Annotated in this window: 18 protein-coding genes; 4 read left to right on the forward strand and 14 right to left on the reverse strand. The window is 64.9% G+C overall.

Features of this window, described 5'->3' with window-relative positions:
- Positions 1-84: 84 nt before the first annotated feature.
- A complete protein-coding gene (locus MTX23_RS01030) occupies positions 85-870 on the reverse strand; it encodes a fumarylacetoacetate hydrolase family protein (protein WP_280978330.1) in 786 nt (261 codons plus the stop codon).
- Positions 871-1,040: 170 nt separating this feature from the next.
- Entirely contained in the window at positions 1,041-1,580 is a 540-nt protein-coding gene (locus tag MTX23_RS01035; RefSeq protein WP_280974801.1) for a L,D-transpeptidase family protein, read from the reverse strand.
- Between the two features lie 245 nt (positions 1,581-1,825).
- Between MTX23_RS01035 and MTX23_RS01040 the strand changes: the two genes are divergently transcribed.
- Both MTX23_RS01040 and MTX23_RS01045 read left to right on the forward strand, forming a co-directional pair.
- Entirely contained in the window at positions 1,826-2,512 is a 687-nt protein-coding gene (locus MTX23_RS01040; protein ID WP_280974802.1) for a response regulator transcription factor, read from the forward strand.
- Between the two features lie 57 nt (positions 2,513-2,569).
- On the forward strand, positions 2,570-3,010 hold the full coding sequence (locus MTX23_RS01045) for a cyclic nucleotide-binding domain-containing protein (RefSeq protein WP_280974803.1): 441 nt from the start codon (positions 2,570-2,572) through the stop codon (positions 3,008-3,010).
- Positions 3,011-3,105: 95 nt separating this feature from the next.
- Here MTX23_RS01045 and MTX23_RS01050 read toward each other — a convergent pair whose 3' ends face one another.
- From MTX23_RS01050 to MTX23_RS01065, 4 genes are all read right to left on the reverse strand, one after another.
- Entirely contained in the window at positions 3,106-3,921 is an 816-nt protein-coding gene (locus MTX23_RS01050) for an exodeoxyribonuclease III (protein WP_280974804.1), read from the reverse strand.
- A 171-nt stretch (positions 3,922-4,092) separates the two neighbouring features.
- Positions 4,093-4,908: an outer membrane lipoprotein carrier protein LolA gene (locus MTX23_RS01055; RefSeq protein ID WP_280974805.1), complete on the reverse strand. Its 816-nt coding sequence runs from the start codon at positions 4,906-4,908 to the stop codon at positions 4,093-4,095.
- 96 nt (positions 4,909-5,004) lie between these two features.
- On the reverse strand, positions 5,005-7,482 hold the full coding sequence (locus tag MTX23_RS01060) for a DNA translocase FtsK (protein ID WP_280974806.1): 2,478 nt from the start codon (positions 7,480-7,482) through the stop codon (positions 5,005-5,007).
- Positions 7,483-7,498: 16 nt separating this feature from the next.
- Complete coding sequence (locus MTX23_RS01065) at positions 7,499-8,725, reverse strand: aminotransferase class I/II-fold pyridoxal phosphate-dependent enzyme (RefSeq protein ID WP_280974807.1); 1,227 nt, start codon at positions 8,723-8,725, stop codon at positions 7,499-7,501.
- 390 nt (positions 8,726-9,115) lie between these two features.
- Here MTX23_RS01065 and MTX23_RS01070 point away from each other — a divergent pair, with 390 nt between their 5' ends.
- Complete coding sequence (locus tag MTX23_RS01070; RefSeq protein WP_280974808.1) at positions 9,116-9,889, forward strand: GGDEF domain-containing protein; 774 nt, start codon at positions 9,116-9,118, stop codon at positions 9,887-9,889.
- Positions 9,890-10,057: 168 nt separating this feature from the next.
- Here MTX23_RS01070 and MTX23_RS01075 read toward each other — a convergent pair whose 3' ends face one another.
- The 8 genes from MTX23_RS01075 to MTX23_RS01110 all read right to left on the reverse strand — a co-directional run bounded on the left by MTX23_RS01075 (position 10,058) and on the right by MTX23_RS01110 (position 16,107).
- Positions 10,058-10,462, reverse strand: a complete 405-nt coding sequence (locus MTX23_RS01075; RefSeq protein ID WP_280974809.1) for a GFA family protein — start codon at positions 10,460-10,462, stop codon at positions 10,058-10,060.
- A 199-nt stretch (positions 10,463-10,661) separates the two neighbouring features.
- Positions 10,662-12,110: an ammonium transporter gene (locus MTX23_RS01080; RefSeq protein WP_280974810.1), complete on the reverse strand. Its 1,449-nt coding sequence runs from the start codon at positions 12,108-12,110 to the stop codon at positions 10,662-10,664.
- Between the two features lie 39 nt (positions 12,111-12,149).
- Positions 12,150-12,488 (reverse strand): P-II family nitrogen regulator, encoded by a 339-nt coding sequence (locus MTX23_RS01085; RefSeq protein ID WP_066514990.1) that lies wholly within the window; start codon positions 12,486-12,488, stop codon positions 12,150-12,152.
- Positions 12,489-13,005: 517 nt separating this feature from the next.
- Positions 13,006-13,608 (reverse strand): ATP-dependent Clp protease proteolytic subunit, encoded by a 603-nt coding sequence (locus tag MTX23_RS01090; RefSeq protein ID WP_280974811.1) that lies wholly within the window; start codon positions 13,606-13,608, stop codon positions 13,006-13,008.
- A 40-nt stretch (positions 13,609-13,648) separates the two neighbouring features.
- On the reverse strand, positions 13,649-14,005 hold the full coding sequence (locus MTX23_RS01095; protein ID WP_280974812.1) for an SRPBCC domain-containing protein: 357 nt from the start codon (positions 14,003-14,005) through the stop codon (positions 13,649-13,651).
- Complete coding sequence (locus MTX23_RS01100; protein WP_280974813.1) at positions 14,002-14,316, reverse strand: metalloregulator ArsR/SmtB family transcription factor; 315 nt, start codon at positions 14,314-14,316, stop codon at positions 14,002-14,004. Before MTX23_RS01100 ends, MTX23_RS01095 begins: the two co-directional genes overlap by 4 nt.
- Before the next feature lie 65 nt (positions 14,317-14,381).
- Complete coding sequence (locus MTX23_RS01105; RefSeq protein WP_280974814.1) at positions 14,382-15,698, reverse strand: ammonium transporter; 1,317 nt, start codon at positions 15,696-15,698, stop codon at positions 14,382-14,384.
- A gap of 70 nt (positions 15,699-15,768) precedes the next feature.
- Positions 15,769-16,107: a P-II family nitrogen regulator gene (locus tag MTX23_RS01110; RefSeq protein ID WP_280974815.1), complete on the reverse strand. Its 339-nt coding sequence runs from the start codon at positions 16,105-16,107 to the stop codon at positions 15,769-15,771.
- 284 nt (positions 16,108-16,391) lie between these two features.
- Between MTX23_RS01110 and MTX23_RS01115 the strand changes: the two genes are divergently transcribed.
- Positions 16,392-17,285, forward strand: a complete 894-nt coding sequence (locus MTX23_RS01115; protein ID WP_280974816.1) for a GYF domain-containing protein — start codon at positions 16,392-16,394, stop codon at positions 17,283-17,285.
- Positions 17,286-17,298: the final 13 nt, after the last annotated feature.

Below are 17,298 nucleotides of genomic sequence, written 5' to 3' on the forward strand. Positions count from 1 at the left end.
GCGAAGCGAAGCAATCCATAGGCCCGCTTGTTGAGCTATGGATTGCTTCGTCGTTTCGCTCCTCGCAATGACGATGGAGGGAGCCTACGCGAACCGCACCGACACTTTTCCCAGCACGCCGAAATCCGCCGCGAAGACATCGCCGGCTGCAATCGGCAGCGGCGGGTGGCAGGTGCCGGTTGTGATCACCTCCCCTGCCCGCAGCGTCAGCCCAAGACCGCGTAGTTCATTGGCGCACCACGCCAGCGCGACGCGGGGATCGCCGAGCACGTTCTTGCCGTGCCCAGTGTAGTGCTGGCCGCGCAGCGTGATGGTCGGCCGCTCCTCGATCAGATCCATCGCGCGCCAGTCGGCCGAGGTCGCGGGGCCAAGCACGAACAGATGCGCGCAGGCATTGTCGGCGATCAACTGCGCCTCGCCGGCGGCGGTGAAATCGGCGAAGCGCGAATCCGGAATCTCGATGGCGGGATGCAGCGTGCCGACGGCGTCGAGCACCTCCTGCACGCTGTAGGGCGATGTGCGCGGCGGCAGGTCGCGCGCCATGCGGAAAGCGAATTCCGGCTCGCCGACGCGCATCTCGTTGCCCGTCATCGACGCGGTGCCGCCATCGGCGATCACGGTCTCGGCGAGGATGCGCCCGGCCAGCGGGCCCGCGACATTGATGTGCTTCTGGCCGGCCGCGCTGGTCGCGGCGATCTTCCAGCCGAACAGTTTTTCGCGCGAGCTTTTCTCTAGCGCGGCCTGCACCGCATAGCCCTCGGCGCGGTCGCGCGGCCGGATCGCGCCGTCGAGCTCGCCGAGCTTGGTGCCGTTGCGCCAGTGGTCGTGCAGGACTTTCGAGGCCGCCGCGATCTGGTTGTTGTCGAGCATTAATGCGTTCCCAAGTGCGATCTTGTTCCGTTGTAAACACTCTAACCCTATCCTGAGGAGCCGCGTAGCGTCGTCTCGAAGGATGCAGGCCACCGCTCGGGCCTCATGGTTCGCCTGGCGACGCGAAGCGTCGTCCAGAGACGCGCTGCCCCTCACCATGAGGGTTAAGCTTAGCCGATGATGATCTTGGTCTGCGGGCTCATCCGCCGCAACAGACGCAGCATCGACGACTTCGTCATCGAGACGCAGCCGGCGGTCGGCGAGAAATTGGGGCGCGCCAAATGCAGGAACACCGCGCTACCGCGGCCGGCGACGCGCGGCGCGGCGTTGTGGTCGATCTCGACGATGAAGTCGTAGAGATGATCCGCGCGGGTCAGGCGGTCGCCGGGCTCCGCGCCGTCGAGCCGGATCGGCTGGTTGTAATGACGATCGCTGGGGTCCTCGCACCAGGCGTCCTCGGGGCGGATCGGCCGGGTCGGCAGGAAGGTTCGCGGCCGCCGGTAGCGGTCGGCGCGCCACCACAGCCGCAGCGGACGGAAGATGCCGCGTGGTGTGCCGCCGTCGCCCTCGCGCTTGTTGGCCAGAATCCCGCCGCGTCCGAGTGCGACCGGCACCGTCCAGCCGTCCGCGCTCAGCCAGCCCCGGCGCGGGTCTCCGGCGGCGCGGTGGACCCGAATGGCGGAGAGCGGGCGATCACGTGCATCTGTCATATAAGTGATTGAAATAGCTGGCCTTCCCCTTCAGAATCACTCCAATCCAAACTTGCCTTGGGCGCCCTGGCTGTTCTATCTGGCGGGATTACAGGACATTCACCTCCCGCCTGCCGATTTTGGGATAAACTGCCGTTGTCTTGTGAATCGGTAACAATCGCCTACCTGAACCCATATCTATCTCAAGTCCCGGTCATAAGCGCCCTCCGCTTCTGTCCGCCTGCTGCCCCCGAAGGATTGTACCAATGGCCAATGCCCGCAAGATCTTGATCGTGGATGACGATACCGATCTGCGCGATACGCTGGTCGAGCAACTGTCGCTGCACGAGGAATTCGAGGCCTCCGCAGTCGATACCGGTGCCAAGGGCGCCAGCGCTGCCAAAGCCAATTCCCCCGATCTGGTCCTGATGGATGTCGGCCTGCCGGATACCGATGGCCGCGAGGTGGTCCGCAGCCTGCGCAAGGGCGGCTTCAAGGCCCCGATCATCATGCTGACCGGCCACGACACCGATTCGGACACCATCCTGGGCCTGGAATCCGGCGCCAATGACTACGTGGCGAAGCCCTTTCGCTTCGCGGTGCTGCTCGCCCGGATCCGGGCGCAGCTTCGCCAGCATGAGGCCAGCGAGGACGCGGTGTTCTCGGTCGGCCCCTACTCGTTCCGGCCCGGCTCCAAGATGCTCACCGGCGCCAACGCCAAGAAGGTGCGGCTGACTGAGAAGGAGACCGCGATCCTCCGCTTCCTCTACCGCGCCGGCCAGATGCCGGTGTCGCGCGAGACCCTGCTCCAAGAGGTCTGGGGCTACAATTCCGGCGTCACCACCCACACGCTGGAAACCCACATCTACCGCCTCCGCCAGAAGATCGAGAAGGACGCGGCCAACCCGGAAATCCTGGTCACCGAAGCCGGTGGCTACAAGCTGGTGCCGTGATACGCTTTGCGCTCAACGATTCGTAAAATCGAGGCGCACTCCGGTTCCCGGCCCTGAATGTCGATCGACGATGATGTAGCCCTGCTCGAGCGGGTCCCGACGATGCGTCTGTTGGGCGATACCTCCTTGCGCATGCTGGCGATCGGCTCCGAGCAACGCGATTTCGAAAACGGTGACGTGCTGTTCAAGGCGGGCGACGCGGCCGATGCCGGCTATGTCGTCCAGAGCGGGAGATTCCGCGTCGAGGAAGGCGGTGCCGAGATCGTCGCCGGTCCCGGCGCGCTGATCGGCGAGCTCGCGCTGATCGTGGCGATGAAGCGACCCTCGACCGCGACCGCGCTCGAACGCGCCTCGGTGATTCGGATCGCGCGCAGCCTGTTCCAGCGCGTGCTGGAAAGCGATCCCGCCGCAGCGCGACGGCTGCGCGACGACCTCGCGGCGCGCACGAGCCAGCTCGCGAGCGATATCCTGATGGCGGGCGCGAAGCTGAATACGTAGCTGGTTAAAATTGAACGACGGCCGCGCCGCATACTCCACCTCTCCCCTTGTGGGAGAGGCAAGCTGAGCAAGCGTCTATGGCCTGCTCTGAACGCCTAGACCTCCAGCACCGCGGTCACCGGCACGTGGTCGGACGGGCGCTCCCAGCCGCGGGCGTCGCGGGTGATCCTGAAATCGCTGACCTGGTCCTTCAGCGCGCGGGACACCCAGATGTGGTCGAGCCTCCGGCCGCGGTCGCCGACGGTCCAATCGGCGGCGCGGTAGCTCCACCAGGTGTAGACCTTCTCCGACAGCGGGATCCGCTCGCGCGCGATATCGAACCATTCGCCGTGCATTTGCGCGGCAAGCAGCTTCTCGGTTTCAATGGGCGTGTGCGAGACGACCTTCAAGAGCTGCTTGTGCGACCACACGTCGTTCTCGTGCGGCGCGACGTTGAGGTCGCCGACCAGGATGTGGCGGTCGTCGCCGCGCGGATGCAGCGGCTCGCAAGCTTTCATTTCGTCGAGGAATTGCAGCTTGTGCTCGAACTTCGGATTGAGCGCGGGGTCGGGAATGTCGCCGCCGGCCGGCACGTAGAAATTATGCAGCACCAGCGGCTTTGAGATTTGCGCCTTCTCGCCGAAGGAAACGGAGATGTGGCGCGAGTCGATCTTGTCGCAGAAGGTCCTGATGTCGGTGCTCTCGAACGGCAGACGCGAGATGATGGCGACGCCGTGATAACCCTTCTGCCCGTTCAGCGCGACGTGCTCATAGCCGAGCCGCTTGAAGCGCTTCAGCGGAAACGCGTCATCGATGCATTTGGTCTCCTGCAAGCACAGCACGTCCGGCCGCGCCGCCTTGATGAACTTGGCGACGAGGTCGATGCGCAGCCGCACCGAATTGATGTTCCAGGTTGTGACGGAGAACCGCATGAGAGCTGCGTCATAGCACGGTTCTCGATGCGGATTTCAATTGTCCACAGGACTGGATGGCTCGCAGGTGCGGCGCGGTAGGATGGGTAGAGCGCAGCGAAACCCATCGCGATCGTGAGGCGGTAGGGCAATGATGGATTTCGCTGCGCTCTACCCATCCTACGCGAAACGTTACCCCGGCGAGGAGCCGGGATAGGTCGTGAAGTCGATCTTGAACAGCGACGGATCGGGCTTCTGCGTCGAGTCGAGATTGTAGACAGCAACGGTGGTGTCGTAGCCCTGCGGATCGGTGACGGTCCACTGCTTCAGCTTGCCGTCCTTGGCGCCGACCATCAGCAGGAAGCGGCTGGTGCCGACCAGCGCCTGCTTCTCCTCGATGGTGATGCTGACGAACACGTCATCGGCGGTGACGCTGATGACGTTGGTGTCCTTCATCAGATCGATGCGGTCGGACAAGAGATAACGCAGCGGCGTCTGCGATAGCGGATAGATGTCCTGGGTTGCGAGCCTGCGGTCGCGCACCGCGACCGACGAGCCGTCGGCGATGACCTCGACCGGGCTCGGATCGTCATATTCGAAGCGCAGCTTGCCGGGCTTCTGGATGTAGAAATCGCCCTTGGTCTTGGTGCCGTCGGGGCCGATCTGGACGAAGTTGCCGACCAGCGTTTGCAGCGACGACAGATAGGCCGAGACCTTGGCTGCCTGCGCCTTCTGGTTGGCGTCGAAGGTTTGAAAGATGTTGGCCGGCACGTTGCGGCGCGGATCGGGAATGATCGGCGTCGGCTCCTGCTGGGTTGCGCCCGTGGTCGCCGGGCCCTTGTCCTGTGCGCTGAGCTGGGTGCCGCCGTCCCGGCTCTTCTTGGGCGCGGGCTTCGGGGTCGGAACGGTCTGCGCGTCCGCCGAGGTTGCGGTGGTGCCGGCGAGCGCGGCGGAGACGAGGAGCGCCAGCGCGTAGCGCATGCCGCGGTGCGTGAGATGCTTTTCCATCAGATATGTCAGGTCTCTGTTCGACGCTCGGCCCGCTTGAGCGATCCTATAGCGCCTCATCCGAGGGAGATATGGTTTTTCCGTGATGATGTCCGATCAGAACTGGCCTTCTTCCTCGCCGACCAGAATTTCGCGCTTTCCGGCGTGATTCGCCGGGCCGACGATGCCTTCAAGTTCCATCCGCTCCATGAGCGATGCGGCGCGGTTATAGCCGATTTGCAGCCGGCGCTGAATGTAGGAGGTTGACGCCTTGCGGTCGCGCTTGACGATCGCAACCGCCTGCGCAAACAGGTCGCCGCCGCCGTCTCCACCCATGCCAGTGGAATCGAACACCGCGCCGTCCTCGTCGGTCGGCTCTTCGGCGGTAACCGCTTCCAGATATTCGGGTTGGCCCTGCGTCTTCAGGTGGCGCACCACCTTCTCGACTTCTTCATCCGATGCAAACGGGCCGTGCACGCGGCTGATGCGGCCGCCGCCCGCCATGTAGAGCATGTCGCCCTGGCCGAGCAGCTGCTCGGCGCCCATCTCGCCGAGGATGGTGCGGCTGTCGATCTTCGACGTCACCTGGAAGGCGATGCGGGTCGGGAAGTTCGCCTTGATCGTGCCGGTGATGACGTCGACCGATGGACGCTGCGTGGCGAGGATGACGTGCAGGCCGGCGGCGCGCGCCATCTGCGCGAGACGCTGCACCGCGCCTTCGATGTCCTTGCCGGCGACCATCATCAGGTCGGCCATCTCGTCGACGATGATGACGATGTAGGGCAGCGGATCGAGATCGAGCTTCTCTTCCTCGTAGATCGCCTTGCCGGTCTCCTTGTCGAAGCCGGTGTGCACCGTGCGCGTCAGCTCCTCGCCCTTGCCCTTGGCCTCGACGAGGCGCGCATTGTAGCCGTCGATGTTGCGCACGCCGAGCTTGGCCATCTTCTTGTAGCGCTCTTCCATCTCGCGCACGGCCCATTTCAGCGCGACGACCGCCTTCTTCGGGTCGGTGACGACAGGCGTGAGCAGATGCGGGATGCCGTCATAGACGGAGAGTTCGAGCATCTTCGGATCGACCATGATCAGGCGGCACTGATCGGGGCGCAGCCGGTAGACCAGGCTGAGGATCATGGTGTTGATCGCAACCGATTTGCCGGAGCCGGTGGTGCCGGCGATCAGCATATGCGGCGTGCGCGCGAGATCGATAATGACGGGATCGCCGCCGATCGTCTTGCCGAGGCACAGCGGCAGCTTCGCCACCGACTCGGTGCTCTCCTTCGCGACCAGCAGCTCGCGCAGATAAACCTTCTCGCGATGCGCGTTCGGCAGCTCTATGCCGATCGCGTTGCGTCCGGCGACGACGGCGACACGGGCCGACAGCGCGCTCATCGAGCGCGCGATGTCGTCGGACAGGCCGATCACGCGCGACGACTTGATGCCGGGCGCAGGCTCGAGCTCGTACAACGTGACGACCGGGCCGGGATTGGCTTTGACGATTTCGCCGCGCACGCCGAAATCCTGCAGCACGCCCTCGAGCGCGCGCGAATTGGCCTCTAACTCGGCCTTGCTGAGCGGCTGGCGGTCGCTCGCCTTCGGCGCGGTGAGCACGGAGACCGACGGCAGCTCGAACTTGTCGGAGGACTTCTTCTTGACGCGCGGCTCGGCCTTCTTGCGCGGCGCGCGGGCGGCGGGAGCTTCCTCCTCTTCCTCCTCCTCGTCGAAAGCTTCCGTGTCGTGTTCGACGTCCTCGTCGTCGTCTTCGGCCACAGGCGCAATCGACGGCGCGGCGCGGCCGCCGCCGAGATTGGGCTCCTGACGCTCGAAGGCCGCAGCGCGGCCCTGCGGCGCGCTCGACACCAGCGATTTATAGGCTTTCGTGAACAGCCAGCCGAGCCGCGCCTTGGCGCTCATCAGCGCGTGGAACAGCCAGCCGAGCGAGATCGAGCTGCGATCGTCCTCTTCGTCCTCGACGAACGGTTCGTCGTCGTCTGATATCGCCGTCAGTTCCGGATCGCTTTCCTTGGCGCCCCAGCCGCAGGCGAACAGGAAGAAGGCCGCCATCGCAACGAACAGGATCAAGCCGAGCACGAAGCGATAGATGAAGCCGGGCGGGCCGAACACCACGGCAGGCGCGCGCACCAGCGCGTCGCCGACCACGCCGCCGAGCCCGGTCGGCAGCGGCCACGCGGTGTTGTACGGCCAGCAGCTGGCAAATCCCGCCGCGATCGTCGTGCACAGCACCCAGCAGCCGAGCCGCAGCGCCTCGCGGTCGAACGGGCGGTGCGTCAGCATCCGCCAACCCCACACCGCAACCGGCAGCATCAGCATGATCGCGCCGAGGCCGAGGATCTGCATCAGCAGATCGGCGCCGATCGCGCCAGGATAGCCGACGACGTTGCGGATCGCGCGCGAGGTGGCGTGGCTCAGCGAGGGATCCTGCACCGACCAGGTCATCAGCGCCGCGGCCACGACGCCGGCGAGCGCGATCAGCCCGAGCCCGGTCAGCTCGCGCAGCCGCCGCGCCAGCGACTCGCGCATGGAGTGCGGCAAATGGCCGACCAGGGGGATGACACGTTCGATCGCTGCCATGCTCAATCTTCGCGCTTCGCGATTAATCCAGGGTTTCGACCAGCCGGTGCAACGCCTCGGCCGTGGATTCACTGTCGGAGACGAGCGCAAGGCGGATATAGCCCGCGCCCGGATTGGAACCGTCGTTCTGCTCGCGTGCCAGATAGCTGCCGGGAATCACGCGGACGCCGGCGTCGCGATAGAGCCTGACCGCCGCGGCCTCGTCGCCGCCGCGCTGCGAGACGTCGAGCCAGACGCAGAAGCCGCCCGCGGGACGCTTGTAGCCGTAGCGGTTGCCGAGGATCTGGTCGGCGAGATCGAACTTGATGCGATAGAGCCTGCGGTTCTCCTCGACATGCGCCTCGTCGCTATAGGCGGCGACGGCGACATGCTGCAGCGGCACCGGCACCTGCGGCGCGGCGACATTGCGCAGCTCATGGAAGGCGGCCAAAAACTTCTTGTCGCCGGCGGCGAAGCCGACGCGCATGCCCGGCAGGTTCGAGCGCTTCGACAGCGACTGGAACGCGACCACATTGGCGAAGTCGGGCCCGGCGCATTCCAGCGCGCTGCCCGGCGCCTCGCGGGTGTAGATCTCGGAGTAGCACTCGTCGCTGAGGATCATGAAGCCGAAGCGGTCGGCGAGCTCCTTGAGACGGGTGAAGTAGGCGCGCGAGGCGACCGAGCCTTGCGGGTTGGCGGGCGAGGCGATGAAGAACGCCACGGTGCGCGCCAGCGTCGCCTCGTCGATCGAATCCAGATCGGGCAGGAAGCCGTTGGCCAGCGTGGTCGGCAGATAGATCTGCTCGCAGCCGGCGGCACGGGCGCCGGCGCCATAGGCCGGGTAGAACGGATTCGGCATCAGGATTGCCGGCCGGCCTTTTCGCAGGGAGACGTAGCGCGCCGCGGTGATCGCCGCGAAAAACAGCCCCTCGCGGCTGCCGTTCAGCACCAAAACCTCGCTCTCCGGGTCGACCGGGCGGGGTAGTTGGAACCGGCTCGACAGCCAGGTCGCGACCGCCCGGCGGAACGGCTCGATGCCCTTGGCGATCGGGTAGCGGCCGAACTCGGCGGTATGCTTTGATAGCACCGGCCCGACGAAATCGGGAACCGGATGCTGCGGTTCTCCTAACGACAGCGTAATCAATGGCTTAGCTGGCTGATAGGGGGCCAGCAGCTCGGTCGTGCGCAGGAACGGGGAACGCTCGGCTTGGCCGGCGGAAGCGACATTGCCGGCGCCCTGCGCCGCGCCGGATGAGGCGGTCATAGCCATGTTTGAAGCGCCAGCACTTTCACTGCGGTCGGGGTGAGGAGGGCCGACCGTAAACTGATCAAGTCACCATAGATAGGGCGAGGTTAAGACGCGATTAACCATCGGCGGGGGGTCGTGATCTGCGGTGAGGGGTCCGACGAAAGTCGGAAACGGCAGTCCGGACGCAACAAAAGCGTCACGGTGCGCCTGACACGCTGCCGGACGCGGAAGTTCTGATCGACTGACGACGTGTTCTGACACCGCGGACAGGGCATGCGCCAACCTATCAGCGCGCATTCTGGTCTCCCGCTTTACCCGCCATTAAGGCCAGCGTGCGCGGCACAAGTTCCTTCAGCAATTGGCAAGGTACTTGGGACGAATGGTCCGCCATTCGAAGGCGCGCGCAGGGGCATGGCCATTAAGATCGAGACACACGGCGATGTGGTGCGCCGCACCGGCAAGGTCATGGCGACCGCGGCGGCGGCGAGCGCGGTGATGTCGTTCACCATGGTTGCGCTGGCTTTCGGCCGCGACTTCGCCGCGCCGATCACGGTCGGGCAGATGCAATTCTTCGGACTCACGGCGGGCGTCTTCATCGCGCTCTCGCTGAGCGGCGCCATGTCCTATCGCTCAGGGTGTTTGATGCTGGAGCTGGCGCAGACCCGTCGCGAGCTCGCGCAGATCTCCCAGACCGATCAGTTGACCGGCCTCTTGAACCGGCGCGGCTTCGATGCCGCTGCTGCCACCGCGCTCGATCAGGCACAGGCCGACGGCGCCTCCGCGGCGGTGCTGATGTGCGACATCGATCATTTCAAGTCGATCAACGATCGTTACGGGCATGAGATCGGCGACAAGGTTCTGGTCGCGATCGCCGACGTGTTGCGCCAGTTCGCGCTCCGGCGCGGCGCGCTGGTGGCGCGTTACGGCGGCGAGGAATTCGCCGTCGTTCTCACCGGGCTCAGCCACGAGCAGGCGGCTGATGGCGCCGAGGAAATCCGCCGCGACTGCGCGGCGAGGACGATCCTCGACGACGTCACGCAGCTCCCCGTGACGATCAGCATCGGCTTCACCATCAAGACGAGCGGCTTCGATCTCGGCGACCTGATGCGCACCGCCGACCAGGCGCTCTACACTGCCAAGCGCCATGGCCGCGATCGTGTCGAGCACGCCCGCGACGCGGCGTGATCGTCTGCACGTCGTCATGGCCGGGACAGGCCCGGGCACGACGCGTTCGTGGATACGCCGGCCAAACCGCATGCGCAGCGTGATCAGCATATGCGATAGCCCCAGCGAGAGAGGGAGCGCAGTCCCATCGCGGTGGGTACTCGACCCTCTACGTCACCGCGCGCGCCTCTACCGCGCCGGCAGCTTCTCGAATGCCGGCATGCCCGAGGGCACGTGGTGGAAGGCCTGCTTGTCGCAGGTGTAGATCGCGACCTGCGGATTGAACAGCTTTGGATCGTCGAAGGTCCCGACCTTCAGGATTGCCGCGGGCAGGCCGGGCACCTTGGTCGCCAGATGGGTGCCGCACTCTGGACAGAATTCACGCGTCACCGCGCGTGCGAGATCCTTGCGGGTGAACTGCCTGGGTTCGCTCGCGGTGTATTTGAAGCCCGCGACCGGCATCGCCATGAACATGTTCGGCCCGCCGCCCGTGATGTACTGGCATTCCCGGCAATGGCATTGCGCCGCCATCATCGGCTCGCCCTCGGCCTCGTAGCGCACCTTGCCGCAATAGCACCCGCCTTCGACCTTCATGACGTCCTCCCATTGTTTGCCGGCCCGACAGGATCATTGCAGCGCCGCGGGCCGTTCCGGCAATTTTTCTCAAGCCGCGGGAAAAAGAAAGGGGCTCCAACTTGCGCTGGAGCCCCTCAACGGTCCGGGCATTGCCGGGTATGTGCCAGGACCGTAGTTCTGGGAACAACCGCGTGAGGCGGTCGCGTCCCGGGAGAACTCACATGTTGTAGGCGCGCTCCGTGTGCTCGGTGATGTCGAGGCCTTCACGCTCGGTCTCGACGTTGGCGCGCAGGCCGACGATTACGTCGACGACCTTGTAGAGGATCGCCGAACCGATGCCCGACCACACCAGCGTGGTGCAGACGGCCGAGATCTGCGAGATCATCTGCGCGGCGAAGTCGTAATCGGCGACCTTCGGCGGGATCGCGGTGTAGTCGATGATGCCCGTGCCGCCGAGCGCCGGGTTGACCAGGATGCCGGTGCCGAGCGCGCCGACGATGCCGCCGACGCAGTGGACGCCGAACACGTCGAGCGAGTCGTCATAGCCGAGCGCATTCTTCACGACCGTGCAGAAGAACAGGCAGACCACGCCGACCACGAGGCCGAGCACGATCGCGCCCATCGGACCGGAGTAGCCGGCCGCCGGCGTTACCGCGACGAGGCCCGCGACCGCGCCGGAGAGCGCGCCGAGCAGCGAAGGATGGCCCTTGACGATCCATTCCGCGAACATCCAGGACAGCGCCGCCGCGGCGGTGGCCACGAAGGAGTTGGTCATGGCGAGCGCGGCGCCGCCATTGGCTTCGAGGTTCGAACCGGCATTGAAGCCGAACCAGCCGACCCAGAGCAGCGAGGCGCCGATCATGGTCATGGTGAGCGAGTGCGGAGCCATCAGCTCCTTGCCGTAGCCGGTGCGCTTGCCGATCAGCAGCGCGCCGACCAGGCCGGCGATGCCGGCGTTGATGTGCACGACGGTGCCGCCCGCGAAGTCGATCGCACCCTTCTTGAAGATCCAGCCGGCGTCGGCGTTGATCTCGTCGAGCTTGGCCTGGGCTGCGGTCTTCGCCGCACCGTCAGCCGCCGCGGCGAGCGCCTTGGCGGCATCCTGGATCGCGTCCGGACCGGGCCAGTACCAGACCATGTGCGCGATCGGGAAGTAGATCACCGTCACCCAGAGCGGGATGAACAGCGCGATCGCCGAGAACTTCATGCGCTCGGCAAAGGCGCCGACGATCAGGGCGGGCGTGATCGCCGCGAAGGTCATCTGGAAGCAGAAATAGACCAGCTCCGAGATGTTGGCGTCGACCGAGAAGGTCGCCGCCTTGGAGTCCGTGGTCACGCCCATCAGGAAGGCCTTGGAGAAGCCGCCGATGAAGTCGGAGCCGCCGGTGAAGGCGAGGCTGTAGCCGTAGAGGGCCCAGAGAACGGTGACGACGCAGACCGTGTAGAACACCTGCGCCAGCACCGAGAGCATGTTCTTGGAGCGGACCAGACCGCCGTAGAACAGGGCCAGGCCCGGGATGGTCATCAACAGCACCAGCACCGTCGAGGTGAGCATCCAGGCGTTGTCGCCCTTGTTGATGGTCGGCTCGGCGTGAGCGGCAGTCGCGGCGAAGATGCCGACTGCGAGGGCCGCCAGTCCCGCGCCTGAGGGACGCTTGAACGTCATGTTGTCTTACTCCTGAGGTCTTATGGTTTGAGCGCGAAATCAGAGGGCCGCGGCATCGGCCTCGCCGGTGCGGATGCGCACCGCATGCTCGAGGCTGATGACGAAGATCTTGCCGTCGCCGATCTGGCCGGTCTTGGCGGCTGAGGTGATGGCGTCGATGGTCTTGTCGACCTGATCGGAGGCGATGGCGACCTCGATCTTGATCTTGGGCAGGAAGCTCACCGCATATTCGGCGCCGCGGTAGATTTCCGTGTGGCCCTTCTGACGGCCGTAACCTTTGACTTCCGTCACCGTGAGACCGTGAACGCCAATGGCGGTCAGGGCATCACGGACCTCTTCGAGCTTGAATGGCTTAATGATCGCCATAACAATTTTCATGAGTCCTATCCCCGCTTGGGCCCGGTGCGAAACACCGGGAGAATTGCGACTGAGGTTCACCACGCGGAGAGCATCCACTACGCGGGCACAGCCGGGACCCTTAGAATCAAATGCCGTGCCAGATCGGCCGGCGCAGCTAATGGATTATGAATCCGGACCTTTTCCTGCTTTGCGGGAGGTCTTCGACACTGCGCCATTCCGCCGCGCCTAAAATATCATCACCTCTGTTCAAAACGCGGGCACGACAGACTCCGGACACAATTCTGCCCAGCGGCGGGGCAGCGGGTGGTATCCGGTCGAAGTTCTGGCACCTCATAAGGCTGAGGCTGAGCTGGAGCGGCAACGGAGGGTCACCTCTCCCTTGGGAGAGGTCGGCGCGTAGCGCCGGGTGAGGGATTACGGTCTTTCGTTAGAGCCGCGGCCGCTCACCCGATTTGCTGCGCAAATCGACCTCTCCCGTCGGGGAGAGTTGAAGCGAGTCCGCGGCGGAAACGATTCGATCCAAACTCATCGCACGCTAGACGGCCTCGCGTTCCGCAAGAACCTTGTCGATCAATCCCCAGTCGAGCGCCTGCTGCGCCGTCATGAAGTGGTCGCGGTCCAGCGTCCGCTCAACCTCCGCCTCGCCGCGCCCGCAATGTCGCGCGTAGAGCCGGATGATGCGCCGCTTGGTCTCCTGCATCTCGGTCGCGTGGATCAGGATGTCGGAGGCCTGGCCCTGGAAGCCGCCGAGCGGCTGGTGCATGTGAAGGCTGGCATTGGGCAGGGCGGCGCGGTGACCCGGCTCGCCGGCCATCAGCAGGAACGAACCCATCGAGCGCGCGGTGCCCATGCACAGCGTGTGGACCGGCGCCTTGATGAACTGCATGGTGTCGTACATTGCGAGCCCGCTGGTGATCACGCCGCCATACGAGTTGATGTAGAGATTGATCGGCTGGTTCGGATTCTCCGCCTCCAGGAACAGGAGCTGCGCGCAGACGAGGCCGGACATGGCATCATTGACCTCGCCGTTCAGGAAGATGATGCGCTCGCGCAGCAGCCTCGAATAGATGTCGAAGGATCGTTCGCCGCGGGTGGATTGTTCGACGACCATAGGGACGAGTTGCAGCATGTCGCGCATCGGCGACCTCCATTTCTGCAGGTGATGAGTTTGCTTGCCGTCAGGCCGCGCGCATCAGGCAGCGGCTGTTGCTGTTGGCTGCCTGCGGCAGTGTTCGTCGGTTGTCACAGGCCACCTGGATGATGCGAAACCGGGTGCCGCCGGCCTCGTTCGGTTCGATCCGGAAGGTGACGTGGCTTTCGCGAAACGGCGGTTCGGACTCGCGGAGCCGGTAGCGCACCTCTTCGCCCGCGACCGATGACTCAGGCTCGGCCCCGGCAAGGTCGGTATCAGCCAGCCAGCGCTGGCGCAGCGCCGGAATGGTCACGGCGCGCCAAACCTTCTCGGGCGGCGCATCGAGATCATATTCGAGCACCAGGGCGGCCTCGGCGTGATCGGGCTCAACTGCGTCGCTCATTGATCCATATCCTTCAGCAAGTCGGTGAGCGCTTCCATGCGCTTCGGCCAATAGGCGCGATAGCGCGCCAGCCATGTCCCGATGGTGGCAATCCCGTCCGGGTCGACTTCATAATTGACGAAGCGGCCCTGCCGCTGCTCGCGCACCAGGCCCGCCGCGCGCAGCACCGCGAGATGCTGCGACATCGCCGGCTGGCTGATCTCCAGCCCGTCGCGCAAGGCGCTGGCATTTAGGCTTCCGCCGGCGAGCTTTTCAAAGACCTTTCGGCGCGTGGGATCGGCCAGCGCCTTGAAGATGTCGGCTTCGACCATGACAACACATAAGCATATACTTATGTGTTGCGCAAGCCCGAAGCGAACTGAAGGCGAGCCCGCGCCTACTGCAGCGCCTCGCCGTGCTGCGTGATGTCCAGGCCCTCCAGCTCCTGTTGCGCCGAGACCCTTAAGGGGACGAAGACGCTGACCAGCTTGAGCAGCGCGAAGGTGATGCCGCCGCACCAGACCAGCGTGACGGCGACGCCGTAGAACTGGATCAGCAGCTCCTTCGGGTTCCCCTCGAGCAGCCCGGAGGTGCCGCAGATCGCCGATGCCGCGAAAACGCCCGCGAGCAGCGTGCCGGTCAGGCCGCCGATGCCGTGCACGCCGAACACATCGAGCGAGTCGTCATATTTGAAGCGGTGCTTCAGCCAGGTGCAGGCCCAGTAGCAGACCAGACCGGCAATGATGCCGATGATCACGCCGTGCCACGGCGCGACGTAACCGGAGGCCGGCGTGATGGTACCGAGGCCAGCGACCGCGCCCGAGATCATGCCGAGCACCGACGGCTTGCGGCGCGTCGCCCATTCGATCGCGCCCCAGGTCAGCGCGCCGGCGCAGGCCGCGAGATGCGTGGCGGTGATCGCCATCACCGCGCGTGAATTGGCCGCCAGCGCCGAGCCGCCGTTGAAGCCGAACCAGCCGACCCAAAGCAGGCCGGTGCCCATCACGGCGAGCGACAGATCGAACGGCGACAGGTTCTCGCTGCCATAGCCATGGCGATTGCCCATCACCTTCGCCGCCACCAGGCCGCTGACGCCGGCGGAGAGATGCACGACGAGGCCTCCGGCGAAATCGAGCACACCCGTCGAGGCGAGAAAGCCGCCGCCCCACACCCAATGCGCCAGCGGCACATAGGCGAAGATGAACCAGCCGATCGAGAACAGCACATAGGCGGAGAATCGCATGCGGTCGGCGACCGAGCCTGCGACCAGCGCCACCGTGATGATCGCGAACGTCATCTGGTACAGCATGAACAGCGCTTCGGGGATCGTCTTCGCCGCCGGATTGATGCTGTCCATCGTCAGGCCCGCGAGAAACCAGCGGTCGAGCGAGCCGAGCCACGGACCATCGCCGACAAAGGCCAGCGAATAGCCGAAGGTGACCCAGAGGATCGAGACGATCGCAACCGCGGCGAGGCTCTGCGCCATCGTCGCCAGCACGTTCTTCTTGCGCACCATGCCCGAGTAGAACAGCGCAAGCCCGGGGATCGTCATCATCAACACCAGCGCGGTGGCGACGATCATCCAGGCGGTGTCGGCGGCGTTTATGGTCGAATTGGCCGTATCCTGCGCGAAGGCCGGCGTGCCCAGCGCAAGCAGGATTGCAGCATTGATCGGCGCAGCGATTTTTGCTGCACGAAGAGCTCGTGCCCCCATCATCATTCCTCGGCGTGTGGTGCTTTTTGCGCGCCGGCGTCGTTGCCAGTGGCGGTCATGAACTGAAGTCTCAGAGCGCGTCGTTGTCGGTCTCGCCGGTGCGGATGCGCAAGGCGTGGTCGATCGGCGTCACGAAGATCTTGCCGTCGCCGATCTGGCCGGTGCGCGCGTGCTGGGTGATGACGTCAACCGCCTTCTCGGCGAGCTCGGAATCGACCGCGATCTCGATCCTGAGCTTGGGCAGGAAGTTCACGACATATTCGGCGCCGCGATAGATCTCGGTGTGGCCCTTCTGGCGCCCGTAGCCCTTCACCTCGGTCACCGTCATGCCGTGGACGCCGATCGCTGTCAGCGCCTGGCGTACCTCGTCCAGCTTGAACGGTTTGATGATCGCGACGACGAGTTTCATGGTCAGGCCTTCATTCCCTTGAGGTTTTTCCGCATGCGCCCTTTCCCCGGGGCGCTAACCTGCCGGCCAGGGGGCCAGCGTTCTGCGTCCACCAAATCTGGCATCTTTCTAGGCAAATGGCACAAAAAAGTTGCAGGTTGAAGGGGAAAACGTGCGCAGCTCGTGAGCTCCCTCACTATACGGGGCTAAAGCCCTCGGCCAGAATGTGGCTTTCCTTTGGCCAGCGGCCCGCTGGCTCGTTCTGCCCCGTTGCGTCCCCACGCGCGCCCCCGAGGAAAACAAAAATGTCGAACCGAACCTGGTTTTACGCATCGGAAGGCCAGCCAAGAGGTCCTCTGCCGGAAGCTCAGCTTCGCGACCTGATCGCCCGCGGAATGGTGCGGGCCGATACGCTGGTATGGACCGAAGGCATGGCCGGCTGGCAGAAGGCGGGTGAAATTCCGGGCCTCATTCCCGGCGCCGGCGCGCCGCCGGCATTTCCCCAACCCGGCGGACCGCCCCCGGTGGCGGCCTCCGCAAGCTACGGCGGTGGACAATTGTCGATCGATTTCGGCATCTGGGAGTTCATCTGGCGCACTATCGTGTTCGCGGTCGCAAGTGCCTTCGTCATCCCGCTGCCATGGATGCTGGTCTGGTATCTCAAATGGCTGGTGCCGTGCGTGCAGGTGCCCGGGCGGCCGAATCTCAGCTTTGAGGGAACCGCGATGACGATCGTGCCCTGGTTCTTCGGCGCGGTCGTGCTCATCATCGCCATGTCGATGCTCGGGATTCGGTCGCTCAACCTTCTGGTCTTCCTGGTCGAGATCGCGCTGTACTGGCTGTTCCTGAAATGGCTGGTCGCGAACATCGCCTCCAACGGACAGCTGCTCGGGCTGAGCTTCACCGGCTCATTCTGGGCCTATTTGGGCTGGACCCTGCTGGCGGTCGTCTCGTTCATCACGATCATCGGCTGGGCCTGGGTCTACGCTGCCTGGACGCGCTGGGTCTGCCAGAACATCCAGGGCGCGCGCCACGAAGTGACCTTCAACGGCACCGGACTGGAATTCCTGTGGCGCGGCATCGTGACCTTTATCGGCATCGCCTTCTTGATCCCGATCCCATGGGTGTATCGCTGGATGATGCGCTGGATCGCGTCGCAGACCGCGCTGGTGCAGCGAGGCACGCAGCCGGGCGTGTAACTGGTTTGAGCAC

This window comes from Bradyrhizobium sp. ISRA436 (assembly GCF_029910015.1).
Classification (GTDB): Bacteria; Pseudomonadota; Alphaproteobacteria; order Rhizobiales; family Xanthobacteraceae; genus Bradyrhizobium.